This is a genomic window from Mesocryomonas lacus (assembly GCF_055730105.2).
Genome location: NZ_JBUZWF020000001.1, coordinates 828,514 through 842,414, shown reverse-complemented (window position 1 = coordinate 842,414; position 13,901 = coordinate 828,514). Strand labels below are relative to the sequence as shown.

The window sequence follows — 13,901 nt, the reverse complement described above, 5'->3', positions numbered from 1 at the left end:
CTCTTTTCCGCGAGGTTTGCCCGATGCCAACGACCCTATCTCCGGTAGCCCGAGCGGCGGGCGAAGACCTGCCTCTGGGCTGTGTCGGTTGTGAGTCCCGCACGCTCGGCATTTGCGGTGCGCTCGGCGGCAGCGAACTGTCCGAGCTGTCGCAGATGTCGCAGCGCCGCAGCATCCCGGCGGGCAGCCGGATCGGGCGGGGGAGTTCGCAGAGCGACACTTTCGGCGTCGTTCTCAGCGGCGCGGTCAGCCTGTCCAAGAGCTTGCCGGACGGTCGGCACCAGATCGTCGCCTTGCAGTTCGCCCCAAGCTTCATTGGAAGGCCGTTCCGGGAAACCGAGGACACCGAGCTGAATGCCTCTGGGCAGGTGAGGATCTGCGCCTTTCCGCGCGGACGGTTCGAGACCATGCTCTCGCACAACCGGGCACTCGAGCATCGCGTGCTGACGGAAACCCTGAACCAGCTGGACGACAGCCGCGACTGGCTGATCGCGCTCGGCCGCAAGACCGCGATCGAACGCGTCGCGACTTATCTGGAAATGCTGGCCTCGCATGCCCGCCTGGCCCCGGCAGGCGGCTCGGCCGAGATCGCGATGCCGCTCTCGCGCGGCGAGATCGCCGATTTCCTCGGCCTGACGATCGAGACGGTCTCGCGCAAGATGACTGAGCTGCGCAAGATGGGCGTCATCGCCTTCCAGTCCGCGGCGTCGATCCGCATCCTGTCGGCATCAAGCCTGCGTCAGGTGTCCGGAAACTGAAACTGAAAGGGCGCGCCTGTGTCGGTCCCGGCCGGCCAGCCGGCGCCGGGGCCGCTGGTGAGCGCGGCCAAAAGGACTGCCTGGTCTTCCGCCGTGAACGCCTCCGCCGCCTGCGGGAACAGCACCTCGATCTCGCGGGCCTCGTGCCGGCGGATGGCCATGAAGAAGGCGCGCAACTGGTAGGAGACGAGGTCGATCTCCTGGCGCGAGCAGCCTTCCGCCAACCGCTTCAGGCTGACGACGAGATCGAGCGCTGCGTCCCTGTCCTCGACATGCTCGAAGCAGGAGGTGCCGATGCTGGTCGCAATCGTGGTCGAGGACCCCAGCCGGCGCCGGAGCAACGGGAAGAAGGCGGATTCCTCGAGCGCCTGGAGCGGACCGATGAGGGTGGTGATCGCCCAGGCCGCCTCGAGGCAGGCCTGCGGCCGGATCGCCGGCAAGGCGTCCGCCAGCGCCTCCAGGAGATCGCAGAGCCCCCGTTGTCGCCGGTGCAACAGACGGAGCCTGTCGAGCGGGGACGGCTCTGCGGCGAGACTGACGATGGCAAGGTCCGAATGCATCCGCGTCCCCATGGGTTCGACGCGGGGCTCATTGTCCCGGCAATGCCGGGCGATGGTGCGCACGGGCGTCCAGAGGGCGACGCTAGTCCCCGCGGCCGACGGCCGGGTTGATCGAGATCAAGCCGTGTCCGCAAATCGCAGCGCCGTGGCCGCGCGTGATCCGCCTGGGGTGGCTTCTGGGCTGGGCACGCCCCGACGGCCTGCTCACAGCAGCAGCCAGCCGGCCGCTCCGGCCCCGATCACCACCGCCCAGGCCGGCGCCTTCCACGCGGCCAGCGCCACGAAGGCGATGGCCGCGATCACCAAGGCTTCGCGGGAGGTGATGCCCTCGGTGAAGACGGGATCATAGAGGGCGGCAGCGAGGATGCCGACGACGGCGGCATTCACCCCTGCCAGCGCTCGCACCGCCGCGGGCGTCGAGCGCAGGCGCTGCCAGAAGGGCAAGGCGCCGACGAGCAGTAGGACGGCAGGGGCGAAGATGGCGACGAGGGCGACGAGGGCGAGAAGCGGTCCGCCGGCGACGGCGCCGAGATAGGCCGCAAAGGCGAAGAGGGGCCCGGGCATGGCCTGCGTCGCGCCATAGCCGGCCAGGAAGGCGTCGCGGCTGATCAGCGCGGTATCGACCGTCGCGGACTGGAGCAAGGGCAGCACGACATGCCCGCCGCCGAACACCAGCGCCCCGGATCGGTAGAAGCTGTCGGCCAACGCGGACAGGACGCCGCCCCCGGCGGCAGCGATCAGCGGCAAGGCGAAGAGCATCCCGACGAAGATCACCAGCGCCATCACCGCTGTCCTGCGGCCGACGGGCACCGAAAGGGCGGCCTCATTCGCCTCGGATGCGGCCGTCGTTGGTGCGGGGGCAAGCCAGGCGGATCCCGCGGCAGCGCCCAGCGCGATCGCCGCGATCTGCGACCAGGCGGTGGGAAAGAGGGTGGTGATCGCCAGCCCTGCGACGGAAATGCTCGCGCGCTCCCGGCCGGCAGCGAGCGTCTGCGCCATGCCGAGGACGGCATGGGCGACGATGGCGACCGCCGCCGCCTTCAGCCCGTCGAGCCAGCCGCCACCGAAAGCCGCGCGCAGCGGCGCCTCGGCATAGGCGAAGGCGACGAGCAGCAAGGCGGTCGGAAGGGTGAAGCCGATCCACGCCGCGGCCATCCCAGCATATCCGGCGCGGTGCAGCCCGATCGCCATCCCGACCTGGCTGGAGGAGGGGCCGGGCAGGAACTGGCAGAGCGCCACGAGGTCGGCATAGGCCCGGTCGGACATCCAGCGGCGGCGCGTCACGAAGGCATCGCGGAAATAGCCGAGATGCGCGACCGGCCCGCCGAAGGAGGTCAGGCCAAGCCCTAGGAAGATCGTGAAAACCTCCCGCGCCGGACCCGGTGCGGCAAGCCCCTCAGGCTCGGCTGATCGGTCTGTCGTCATCTCGGTCGGCTCCAGGGCTGATGCTGGCGGGACGGGCCGGCGCAGGCTCCCTACCTTCTGTCGATGCCTTTAACATGAACCCCATCGCCGCGCCGGGCGCCGTCGTGCGACAGGGCGCCGGTTACGGACCGGCCGTATCGTCCGCAGGCTCAAGCGGGCAGGTGAATGTCCAGCGGCGGATCGCACGGAAAAACAAAGGCTTGAACGTGAAATGGGCCACCCGCTCGGAACCGTCTGTTCGCCGCCGCCCTTCTCCCCTGAAACAGGGAGAGAGACATGAGCCGGATCCTCGACGATCGTACCGACGATGCCCCCCGCTTCGAGGGCGACCGCATCCACGACAACCACCAGCAGCCGGGCTCGTTGACCGAAGGAAGCACTCCGGCGCGGCCTGTCGGACGCGACGAGGCTGTGGTCGATGCCGAGTTCAGCGGCCTCGACAATGATCTGGTCGACATGGGCCAGTTCGGCGACGAGACCGATGAGGGGCTTGGCGATGCCGGCACCATCCAGCCGGACATGCCCCGACAGCCCGACGTTCCCGGTGGCCAACAGCGCCGGCTGGGTGTCGGCGAGAAGAGGGACCCGTCGCGGGACGACGGCCTCTAAATTCTTCACCGCTTCCGCCGAGCCGTATCAACGGCGCGAATACTGACATCTTTCTCGCGGCCGCCCGCGATGCGGGCGGCGCAGGGACCCCAGGAGCACTTCATGTCCGATACACATGCCAAGACCCCGAACAAAGGCGGTGCCGGTTCCGATCATCCGGACGCTGACGGCACGCCGAAAGACACGGCCGAGGTTGGTGCAGACGCCGCCGTGCAAGAGGAGATCGAGGAAACCGATGGCGCCGAGGACGAGAAGCTCGACCACGCGGTCGAAGCACTCGACTGAGCGCGGTCGGCCAGGACCCCGGCGCCGATGGAGGAGCGCATGCGAGCGGTAGCCACGACGCTTTCAAGGAAGGATCCGGCGCTGCAGGCGCAGAAGGATGGGACGGCGCCGAACCCATTCCTGGCGGAAACTTTGTGCAGGGAGGGGCGGAATTGAACGAGAAATTCGAAGTGCCGCTGGAGGCGGCGGCGGCGATAGAGGCAGGCGTATCGCCCCCGCTGGCTTTTCGCGAGGCGGGGGCGATAAGCCCGAGCGATCTCGGCCAATCGACGGATATCTCCGCTGAACGCCTTCTTCAGATCGAGGAAGGCGCGGTCGCGACCGAGAGCGAACTGCGTGACCTCAGCCAAGCGCTGGGGGTTCCGCTCCGGCATTTGGCCGTGCGCTGATACACGGCTCCCTCTGCGCCGGGCGAGACGCGCGTCTTCTGCGGCAGCCAGGGCTCAACGGGAAGCCGATGGTGCCGCGACGGTGCCGCGCTGTTTCTTCAAACCGGACCGGCAGCCGCAGCGGATGTCGCTGGCGTCGTGAAGAACAGCGGTCGAAGCTTGACGCCGAGCACATTGCCGGCGAAGGCGGCAACGGCCCAGAGCCAGCCGTGCAGGCTGCCGGAGGCGATGCCGGAGAAATAGGCGCCGATGTTGCAGCCATAGGCGATGCGGGCGCCATAGCCGAGCATCAGTCCACCGATCACAGCCGCGACGACGGAGCGAAGCGGGATGCGCAGGCTCGGGGCAAAGCGCCCCGCCAGCGCCGCCGCCAGCATCGCGCCGGCGATGATGCCGAAATCCATCACCGAGGTGACATCGGCAAAGACGGTCTGACTGAGGGCTTTCGCGTTGCCGGGGGTCTGCCAGTAGGCCCAGGCGGCCGGATTAAAGCCGATGAGCTCAGCGCCCTTGGCGCCCCAGAGGGCGAAGGCGGATGTGATACCCCAAGGGCGTCCAGACAGCGCCAGTGTCGCAAAGTTCAGCAGCGCCAGGGCGATCGCGCCTGCCACCATCGGCCAAGGACCGCGGAGATAGCGCGACAGGCCGTGGCGCGGCGAGGGTGGGGCCTCCTCCAGCGTGCCATTGCGGCGCTTTTCGATGACGATGGTCAGTCCTGCGATCGCGGCAAAGAGCGCCAGCGAGGCGGCAATGCCGAGGGGCGCTCCAAGTGAGACCAGCGTCACCGGCTGGAAGGACGGCAGCGCGACCCACCAGTCGAAATGGACCGTGGCGAGCACCGAGCCGACGACAAAGAAGAACAGCGTCACCAGCATGCGGGCATTGCCGCCGCCGGCGGTGAAGAGCGTGCCGGACGCGCAGCCGCCGCCGAGCTGCATGCCGAGGCCGAACATGAAGGCGCCGATGACGACGGAGAGGCTGAGCGGCTGGACTAGGCCGGTGACCGGGTTGCCGAACAGCGTGCCGGCGCTGAGGGCCGGGAAGAACAGCACGACGGCGACGGCCAAGAGGACCATCTGCGCTCGCAATCCCCGTCCCCGGCCTTCCAGGATGAAGGCGCGCCATGCCGCGGTGAAGCCGAAGGAGGCGTGATAGAGCGCGATCCCGAGCCCGCCGCCGACCAGGAACAAGGCACCGTGGGACGGTCCGAAGGCGACGCCGAGCGCTAGCGTCCCGATGAGGAGGACGGCGAGCGATGTAAGACCCGCCGCGCCAAAGGGAGATGACACCGCAGTGCGCGGCGTGGTTATCGGCAGCGTGGACATGGTGGCTCCTCGGTTGACCCTGAGATAGGCCCCTGCCACGGACCCCGCCAAGCATCAGGTTCCAAAGACTGTTGGGATCGGGGTATTCTGTTCGGGCGGAACCGAAGGCGTACCGGCGGGCAGGCTGGTGCGCACGCCCGCATTCTCAGCAGAGGGCCCTTTTTGTGACCTGACAGCGCCCGGCAGGGCCGGGCTCGCTGGGCATTGCGGCGGCTTCCTTGGGAAGCCGCCGCTTATCACTTACAGGGTCGGAAGCGAGCCGACGATGCGCAGCGACAGGCCCTCATAGGGCTCCAGCGAGATGTGCAGCATGCCGTCTTCGCCGAGATCGCCCTCGACCGTCTCGGCGATCATGTCGACCACAGGTCCGGAACCGACATTGGCGAGGACAATGGTCTCTTCGATCGGCTCGGCGCTGAAGTTCAACGCGGTGATCTGCGTCCCCCGGCCGTTCGGCAGTTCGTGCACCATGATGAGGAGGCCCGGCGCGACGACGTCGGGGATCGACACCTGCTTGGCCGCGGCCAGTCCATAGGATTCGCGCACCGACAGGATGTGCTTCAGCTGCGAGGCAAACGAATCCGGCCGCTGCAACTGGTCGGTCAGCGAACCGTAGAGCGAACGCGCCCTCGGCATGCCGCCGGACGAGACGGTCGCCTCCGGGTCGGCGCCGACGAGATCGTAGCCGCCGCGCTCGATCCAGCGCGTATCGCCATCGCCCATCAGATGCTCCACCTCGCTCGCATCGAGCGGCAGCGCCCCAACGAGATCCCAGCCCGAAAGCGCGAAGACACCCGGCTGGTAGGCGTTGTACATGGCCAGGAGAATGTGGATCTTCTGGATCTGCGCCACCTGCTCGTCGGAGATCTCCGAGATGTCGTCCATGCCGAGCGCGGCGGTGATGATGCTGGCCGTGGTGCAGGAGATGCCGTTGGTGACGAAGCGCAGATTGTAGGGCGCCGCCGGTCCGCTGAGCTTCTGGTACATGGTCTCGCGCAGATGCGTGCGCAGCGTCCGTCCCTGCCACGTCTGGCCTTGGAAGGTGTAGATGTCGTTGGCGTGCAGCGTCCAGAAGTGGACGAGCTCGGTCGTCAGCTCATCATGGTTCTGCAGCGCGTGGATCAGCGAGGCGGGATCGATCCCGAACTCGTGCACCATGCGCAGCATCATCCGCAGGAACTCGGTATCCCCCGTCAGAAGCGCGTGCTGGTAGGCGGGACGGGTGATGAAGTCGTAGGAGAGATCCGCCCCGCCCTTCGACATCGAGGCGATGTCGTCGACGGTGAGGTTCAGCTCCTGGAACGAGAAGCCGCCGGCCTTGCGGATCATGCCGGCCAGCAGCTGGTTGCCGACCATCGACAGCGGATGGCTCTCCGACCAGGCCGGCCCTTCCGCGCGGCGCTCGACGCCGAGGAAGCCGTTGGCATCGAGGCGAAGGCCGCGCGCGCCCATCTGGTCGATCGAATGCAGCGCGTCGCCGATGATCATCTGCTGAGCAGCAAAGGACGGATCGAGCCAGTTGAGGCTCGGCTGGCCTTCCTTGAAATAGTGCAGGTACACCCAGCGCCGGACGGTGCCGTCGACGCCGGTAATCTGGCCGGTGGCGCTCCAGTCGGTTTCCTTGACGCCAGGCTCGAAGAAGATCACGCGCTGAAGCTGGCCGACAATGTAGCCCTTGTCGCGCAGGAGATCGACGGTCGCGGGGTCGAGATTGACCGCGTCGCGGCCCTCGGGCAGCTCAGGCAAATGCTCCCAGTCGGCCTCTGAAATCTCGACCATGTGGTAGAGGCCGGGATAGGTGGTATGGCCCATTTCGGCGAGGCGGAAGTCGGCGCCTTTGCCGGTGTGGGCGGGAACGACGTCGTCGATGACCACCGAGTTGTGGGCTGCCGCCGTGCGGCCGATCGCCACGAACTCGTCATGCGTGCCATAGGCGGGGTCGAGGTCCCAGCCGATGCGGTCGAAGTTGCCGTCGACGGTCGGGGTATAGCGGCCGTTTTTCCAGCCGCCGGCGCGCTTCATCGGCCCGGTATGGATGCCGCGAACGCCGATCGAGGACAGCGCCGACCAGAGCTTCGCATCGCCCAGCGTCTTCAGAACGGAGTCGCCCTCGCGCGTAATGATCGCGCCGGGATAGGCGGTGAACCAGACCGGCGCGACCGCCGAGGCGATGCGGGGACGGGTCTCGGCATAGGGTCTCTGCCAGAACCGACCCTTGCCGCCATAGGTCTCGGCGCGGCTGCGCGCCTGATGCAGCATCGACATCTCGACGAGGGCGTCGACCGAGTCCGGGGATGGTTTTGTCATGAAGGGGTTCCGTTTGCGGGAAATCCGGGGGGTAACGCGTGCGCCGCGGTATGTTTCCGAATTGCATCGCTTTTGCGCCCGCCAGGGCCGATTCCGGCGCCTGAAAGCGCCGCTTCCGCCTTCAAACTTGACAATAATTGTCATGAATTATAGCCGGAAGGGACGGCGCCTCTGTCGCTCCGCCGGAACGGAAGGCTTTTCCGCATGCTGACTGCCTGCTCGTCGATCCCCCTCTACGACGGTGGCCATGTCCTCGACCTCCTCTGCGATCACATGCGCGGGCATGGCGAGGTCGAGCAGTCGCCGGGGACCGCGACGATCCGGCTTGATTACGGCCGCGCGGACCTTGCCATCTCCGGCGATGGTCTCGACGTCGTCGTCTCGGCGTCGGATGCGACCGGCCTTTCCTATATGAAGATGGGTGTCGTCCATCACGTCCGCGCCTTTGCCGCGCCGCAGACGCCCGACATCGGCTGGCGCGGCGACGGGACGAGCGAGACGGTGCCGGCCTTCTTTCGCGAGATGCGCGTCGTCGACGCCTTCGACGTCACCCCGCACATGCGCCGCGTGGTGCTGGCAGGAGAGCGGCTCGAGCGGTTTGCCGAGGGCGGCCTGCACGTGCGGCTGATCTTTCCGCCGAAAGGCCGCGCGCTGGTCTGGCCACGCCTTGGGGCCGACGGCTGCCCGGTCTGGCCGGAGGGCGAGAATGCCGTGACCGCGCGGGTCTATACGCTCCGCCACGTCGATCTCGAGGCCGGCGAGGTCTCTATCGACATCTTCCGCCATGACGGCGACGCGACGCCGGGGTCGGATTTCGCGTTGACCGCGCGGGCGGGCGACCGTGTCGGCATGACCGGGCCGGGCGGCGGCAGCGTGCCGGCCGCATCCTCGCTGCTGCTCCTTGGCGACGAGACCGCCCTGCCGGCGATCGCCCGCATCCTCGCGGCGCTGCCGGCCAGTGCCACGGCGCGGGCGGTGATCGAGGTCGGCGGCGCGGAAGATCGGCAGCCGATGCCCTCGGCGGCATCGGTCAGGCTCGAATGGCTGTACCGCGGTTCGGGTCAGCCGGGCGGCTCCGGCCGTCTCGCCGACGTCCTCGACCGTCTTGCGCCGGAGGACCTTTTGCCGGACACCTTCGTCTGGGCCGGCTGCGAGTTCGAGGATTTCCGCCGAATGCGCCGCCGCCTGCGCTCGGACTGGAAACTGCCGCGTGACAGGCACCTCGTCGTCGCCTATTGGCGCAAGGGCGCAGCGGGCGACGCGGCCCGCGCCGACGCCTGAGGCGGGCGGCGCCGCCCACCGCACGCCCACCGCACGCGCGCCGCCCTTCCGCTCCGCCATCGCGAACGGCGCATGACCTGCCGCTTCGCCGAAACGAACCGTCCGTGCCAGCGGCCGGTCAGGACAGGATTTTCGATGCTCTCCCGCTTTTTCGCCTACTACGCCCCCTGGCGCGGCCTGTTCCTGCTCGACTTCGGCTGCGCCGTCGTCGCCGGCCTCCTGGAACTCGGCTTCCCCATCGCGGTGAAGCTGTTCGTCGACGATCTCCTGCCCAGCGGCGATCTGGCACTGATCCTCGTCGCCTCGGCGGGCCTCCTCCTCGTCTACATCCTCAATACCGGGCTGATGGCGGTGGTCGGATATTGGGGCCACATGCTCGGCATCAACATCGAGACGGAGATGCGTCGGCGCGCCTTCGACCATCTGCAGAAGCTTTCTTTCGGCTACTTCGACAACCAGAAGACCGGCCATCTCGTCGGCCGGCTGACCAAGGATCTCGAGGAGATCGGCGAGGTCGCCCATCACGGGCCGGAGGACCTGTTCATCGCGGTGATGACCTTCATCGGCGCCTTCGTCCTGATGGTCACGGTGCATGTGGAACTCGCGCTGATCACCGCCGTCATCGTGCCCTTCGGCACCTGGCTGACGACCCGCTATGGCGGGCGGATGACCAAGACCTGGCATGCGATCTACGGCTCCGTCGCCGACTTCAACGCCCGGATCGAGGAGAATGTCGGCGGCATCCGCGTGGTGAAGTCCTTCGCCAACGAGGACCACGAGCGGGCACTGTTCGCCGTCAACAATGCGGGCTACCGCGCCCGCAAGCTGGACGCTTACCGCATCATCACCGCCAGCCAGTCGCTGAACTATTTGTCGATGCGGCTGACGCAGGTGATCGTCATGGTCGCCGGCACCTGGTTCGTCATCTCGGGTGACCTCAGCATCGGCGGCTTCATCGGCTTCCTGCTCCTCGTCAACGTCTTCTTCCGCCCGGTGGAGAAGATCGCGGCAGTGCTGGAGAGCTATCCGAAGGGCATTGCGGGCTTTCGCCGCTACACCGAATTCCTCGATACCGTGCCGGATATCGTCGACCGGCCGGGCGCCGTCGCGCCATCGGCGCTGCGCGGCGACATCGCCTTCCGCGGCGTGCATTTTGCCTATGCCAGGGGCCGGCCGGTGTTGGACGGCATCGACTTCCACGTCGCGCCCGGCGAGACCGTCGCCTTCGTCGGCCCGTCCGGTGCCGGCAAGACGACGATCTGCTCGCTGGTGCCGCGCTTCTACGACGTGACGGAAGGGGCCATCCTGGTCGACGGCATCGACATCCGCGACATGCAGCTTGCCGCGCTGCGGCGCCATATCGGCGTCGTCCAGCAGGACGTCTTCCTGTTCGGTGGCACAGTGCGCGAGAACATCGCCTATGGCCGGCTCGACGCCAGCGAGGCCGAGATCGTCGCCGCCGTCGACAAGGCGCACCTTACCGCGACGCTCGCGGCGCTGCCGGACGGCCTCGACACCGTCATCGGCGAGCGCGGCGTGAAGCTTTCCGGCGGGCAGAAGCAGCGGTTGTCGATCGCCCGCATGTTCCTGAAGGATCCGGAAGTGCTGATTCTCGACGAGGCGACCTCGGCGCTCGACACCGAGACCGAGCGAGCGATCCAGGCCTCGCTCGCGGAACTTGCGCGCGGCCGCACGACGCTGATCATCGCCCACCGCCTGTCCACCATCCGCCACGCCGACCGCATCGTCGTGATCGCGGACGGGCGGATCGTCGAGGAGGGGCCGCACGCCGCGCTGCTCGCCCGCGGCGGCGCCTATGCCCGGCTGATCGGTGCGCAGGACGGGATCCTGGCGGCAGAATAGCGCGGCGCCGAGGGCACAAAGAAAAGCAGCGGCGAGGCTTTCGCCCGCCGCTGCCGAAATGGATGGATGCGGGTCGGCACTGCGAGCCACATCTCTATGGCGAGCAGTGCCGACCCAGTAAATCCTACCAGGAGTATTTCAGGCTCGCCGTCACCTTGCGCGGCTCGTTGTAGAAGCAGGAATTGGCGTCCTGGCACGAGGCGACGGCCTTCTTATCGAAGAGGTTGGACGCGTTGATCTGGCCCTTCCAGTTGTTCTTCTCGTAGGAAATCGAGGCGTCGACGACGGTATAGTCAGGCACTTCCAGCGCGTTGGCCTTGTCGGCATAGCTCTCGCCGTTCCAGCGCACGCCGCCGCCAAGGCGCAGACCCGTCAGCGCGTCCGACCGGAAGGCATAGTCGAGCCAGAGCGAGGCGAACTGCTCGGGGATGGCGACGGGCACCTTGCCGAGATCGATGTCGTTGGACTTCGTCACCTCGAGATCGAAGTGTGTATAGGCGGCGATCAGGCTGAAGCCGTTGCCGAGCCCGACATTGCCCTCGAACTCAAAACCCTTCGATGTGATCTCGCCAGTCTGGACCTGCTGGAACGGGTTGCCGCCGGCGACATCATTAGTCAGCACGTTGCCGCGGGTGAGGTCAAAGACCGATGCGGTGAAGAAGCCGTCGAAGCTGGTCGGCTGGTACTTCACCCCCGCCTCATATTGGTCGCCGTCACCGGACTCGAAAGGCGAGCCGTTCGCATCGAGACCGAGCACCGGGGTGAAGAAGCGGGAATAGCTGACATAGGGCGTGATGCCGTTGTCGAAGAGATAGGCGAGGCCCGCCCGGCCCGAGAAGGCGCCCTCGTCGTCGTCGGCATCGCTGCCGATGCGGTTGTCGAGCTCGGTGCTCAAGAAGTCGTAGCGGGCGTTCGCCGTGACGACGAGCTTGTCGAGGGTCATCTGGTCCTGGACGTAGAGCCCGGTCTGGTTCAGCGTCTGCGTGTTGTCGATGTAGGGCGCGCCGAGCGGCGGCTGGCCGGTGCTGTAATCCGGGTTGACGAGGTCGAGCGGCGTGCCGAGGCCGCCGGGGCCGTCGAAGGCCGAGACCGCCTGCGACTGATTGAGGCTGTAATAGCGGTAGTCGAGCCCGGCGATCGCCTTGTGCTCGATGGCACCCGTGGCGAACTTCGCCTCGACCTGGTTGTCGATGGTGAAGGTGTCGACCTTCGGATCCGTACGGAAGTTGATGCGGGCGAGCTGTGAGCCGCCGGGGGTCACGTAGCCGTTGCCGTAGGCCAGCGCGTAGGTCGATTCCAGATGCGCGTAGCGGGCGTTCTGGCGCACCGTGAAGGTCTCGTCGAACGAATGCTCGGCCTCGTAGCCGATCATCGTCTGGTCGCGGGTGAACTCGTCGATCGACGTGTCGCTGGTGAAGACGTCGCGGTCGATCTTGCCGAAAGCGGCAGGCCGCACCGTTACGACATAGGGCAGGAAGCCCGGCACGTTATTGCTGTCGTCGCGCTGGTAGGAGCCGTAGACGGTGACGTTCGTCTGGGCATCGGGCGCCCAGGTCAAGGTCGGGGCGATCAGGCCGCGGAACTCGTCGCCCTCGTCCGCATAGTCGTTGCCGCCGAACAGTTTCGCGTTCAGCCGGTAGGTCCAGACGCCCTCGTCGTCGAGCGGGCCGCTCGTGTCGAGCGCGGTGTAGCCTTGACCGTATTCGTTGACGCCGACCTCGACCGAGCCTTGCTTCGTCGTGGTCGGACGCTTCGAGATCAGGTTGATCAGGCCGCCCGGAGAGCTGCCGCCATAGAGCACCGAGGCAGGGCCCTTCAGGACCTCGACGCGCTCGAGCAGAACGGGATCGACCTGGAAGGTCGCGAAGGCCGAGGAGAACAGCGCGAGGCCATCGAGGTAGAGGCCGTCCTCATTGGCCGGGAAGCCGCGGATGTTGAACCAGTCGAGCCGGTTGTTGTTGCCGAATTTTTGGCCCTGGACTCCCGAGGAGTAGCGGGTCGCCTCGTCGACGCTCTGGACGTTGCGCTCCTCGAGCTGATCCTGTCCGATGACGGAGACCGGCTGGGGGCTGGCCAGCCGGGAGCCGGCGCCCTTGGTGCCGCTGACGCTCTGGCGGGGGACGGTGCGATCGCTGTCGCTGGCCAGGCTGCCGTCGCCGGCCACCGTGCCGTTGCTGGCGCCGCCCTCGAGCGTGACGGCATCAAGCACGATCGCGTCCTGCGCGGCGGCCGCTCCCGCGAGCGCTCCAAGGGCGCAGGAAACGCGCAGCACGGTCTGGCAGGAACGGACGACAGAAGGCATCGATGGGACTCCATGAAGGGACCCATTCCGCCTAGGTGCGTTAAGCTGATAAATCGAGTCATATTTTAGGGCGCGCTGTAAGCGATGTCCCGGTGTTGCCGTAATGTGACTTCGCGGGCTTTGCGGTGGTACCTGGAAAGGTTCACGCAGCCCTTTCCGTCCTCCCATTCAGATTAGAAGCGTTTTAATCTGAGAGCTCACGCGCCCCGTTAGTGACGAATACTGATCAGCGGGCGTTTCGCCGCATCGGCATTGCATCGATCAGGCCGTTGAGCTCAGCCAGCGCGATGGGCTTGCTCCCACGCCACTTGACCCCGCCATCCTTGCCGATCAGCAGCGCGGAGAAAGTGGTGTCGGCGGCAACGTCGTAGCGTCCCCGCAGCCTGTCGGCGGATTCCCCTCGGGGCGCTTCACCTAAGATCGGCAGGACCTCTTCGCCCACCACGGCAAAGGCAACGAGATCACGGTCGGCAAGCGCAGCCTCGTCCGCCAGAAGGCTCTGCTGCTGGTCGGGGAGCAGCTGGCTCCGGTCGGCGGCGAAGACGATCACGATGCGCTTTTCCCAACGCAGGCTGGCGAGGGTCGCAGCGTCGACCGCACCGACGGAGCCGATGGCGGACATCAGGGCGGCGGTGGCGACGGTCTTCAGCATGAAACTTCTCCGTTGGCCTTCAGAACGGGCATGAGCCGGCCCGCCTGTTCGAGGCCAATCCTCGACGTGATGGCCGCGGCGCTTCGGCTGCGGCCGATAGTCCCGCGGAAATGCGGCTTCTCATTTTTGACTGAACCCATTCGCG

At 67.0% G+C, this 13,901-nt stretch carries 12 protein-coding genes; 6 read left to right on the top strand and 6 right to left on the bottom strand.

Features of this window, described 5'->3' with window-relative positions:
- The first annotated feature begins 23 nt into the window (after positions 1 to 23).
- Entirely contained in the window at positions 24 to 758 is a 735-nt protein-coding gene (locus ACZLZQ_RS03880) for a Crp/Fnr family transcriptional regulator (RefSeq protein ID WP_472948241.1), read from the top strand.
- Here ACZLZQ_RS03880 and ACZLZQ_RS03875 read toward each other — a convergent pair.
- Both ACZLZQ_RS03875 and chrA read right to left on the bottom strand, forming a co-directional pair.
- Positions 740 to 1,318: a hemerythrin domain-containing protein gene (locus ACZLZQ_RS03875; RefSeq protein ID WP_472948240.1), complete on the bottom strand. Its 579-nt coding sequence runs from the start codon at positions 1,316 to 1,318 to the stop codon at positions 740 to 742. The genes ACZLZQ_RS03880 and ACZLZQ_RS03875 overlap by 19 nt on opposite strands.
- 204 nt (positions 1,319 to 1,522) lie before the next feature.
- On the bottom strand, positions 1,523 to 2,743 hold the full coding sequence (gene chrA / locus ACZLZQ_RS03870; protein ID WP_472948239.1) for a chromate efflux transporter: 1,221 nt from the start codon (positions 2,741 to 2,743) through the stop codon (positions 1,523 to 1,525).
- Between the two features lie 276 nt (positions 2,744 to 3,019).
- On the opposite strand from chrA, the gene ACZLZQ_RS03865 reads away from it, so the two are divergent.
- The 3 genes from ACZLZQ_RS03865 (at position 3,020) to ACZLZQ_RS03855 (ending at position 4,026) form a co-directional block, all read left to right on the top strand.
- Entirely contained in the window at positions 3,020 to 3,352 is a 333-nt protein-coding gene (locus tag ACZLZQ_RS03865; RefSeq protein ID WP_472948238.1) for a hypothetical protein, read from the top strand.
- Between the two features lie 102 nt (positions 3,353 to 3,454).
- Entirely contained in the window at positions 3,455 to 3,637 is a 183-nt protein-coding gene (locus ACZLZQ_RS03860) for a hypothetical protein (RefSeq protein ID WP_472948237.1), read from the top strand.
- Between the two features lie 152 nt (positions 3,638 to 3,789).
- Positions 3,790 to 4,026, top strand: coding sequence for a hypothetical protein (locus tag ACZLZQ_RS03855; protein ID WP_472948236.1), 237 nt, complete (start codon positions 3,790 to 3,792; stop codon positions 4,024 to 4,026).
- A 98-nt stretch (positions 4,027 to 4,124) separates the two neighbouring features.
- On the opposite strand, the gene ACZLZQ_RS03850 is transcribed toward ACZLZQ_RS03855, so the two are convergent.
- Both ACZLZQ_RS03850 and treS read right to left on the bottom strand, forming a co-directional pair.
- Positions 4,125 to 5,351: a YeeE/YedE family protein gene (locus ACZLZQ_RS03850; protein ID WP_472948235.1), complete on the bottom strand. Its 1,227-nt coding sequence runs from the start codon at positions 5,349 to 5,351 to the stop codon at positions 4,125 to 4,127.
- A gap of 240 nt (positions 5,352 to 5,591) precedes the next feature.
- Positions 5,592 to 7,658, bottom strand: a complete 2,067-nt coding sequence (gene treS / locus ACZLZQ_RS03845; RefSeq protein ID WP_472948234.1) for a maltose alpha-D-glucosyltransferase — start codon at positions 7,656 to 7,658, stop codon at positions 5,592 to 5,594.
- Positions 7,659 to 7,862: 204 nt separating this feature from the next.
- Between treS and ACZLZQ_RS03840 the strand changes: the two genes are divergently transcribed.
- Together ACZLZQ_RS03840 and ACZLZQ_RS03835 are read left to right on the top strand one after the other, a co-directional pair.
- Positions 7,863 to 8,939, top strand: a complete 1,077-nt coding sequence (locus ACZLZQ_RS03840; RefSeq protein ID WP_472948233.1) for a DUF2218 domain-containing protein — start codon at positions 7,863 to 7,865, stop codon at positions 8,937 to 8,939.
- A 135-nt stretch (positions 8,940 to 9,074) separates the two neighbouring features.
- Positions 9,075 to 10,802: an ABC transporter ATP-binding protein gene (locus ACZLZQ_RS03835; protein ID WP_472948232.1), complete on the top strand. Its 1,728-nt coding sequence runs from the start codon at positions 9,075 to 9,077 to the stop codon at positions 10,800 to 10,802.
- 124 nt (positions 10,803 to 10,926) lie between these two features.
- On the opposite strand, the gene ACZLZQ_RS03830 is transcribed toward ACZLZQ_RS03835, so the two are convergent.
- Together ACZLZQ_RS03830 and ACZLZQ_RS03825 are read right to left on the bottom strand one after the other, a co-directional pair.
- Positions 10,927 to 13,104: a TonB-dependent siderophore receptor gene (locus ACZLZQ_RS03830; RefSeq protein ID WP_472948231.1), complete on the bottom strand. Its 2,178-nt coding sequence runs from the start codon at positions 13,102 to 13,104 to the stop codon at positions 10,927 to 10,929.
- Between the two features lie 226 nt (positions 13,105 to 13,330).
- Positions 13,331 to 13,756 carry a DUF4174 domain-containing protein gene (locus tag ACZLZQ_RS03825; protein WP_472948230.1) on the bottom strand — a complete coding sequence of 142 codons (426 nt, stop codon included), beginning with the start codon at positions 13,754 to 13,756 and terminating at the stop codon, positions 13,331 to 13,333.
- Between the last annotated feature and the right edge of the window lie 145 nt (positions 13,757 to 13,901).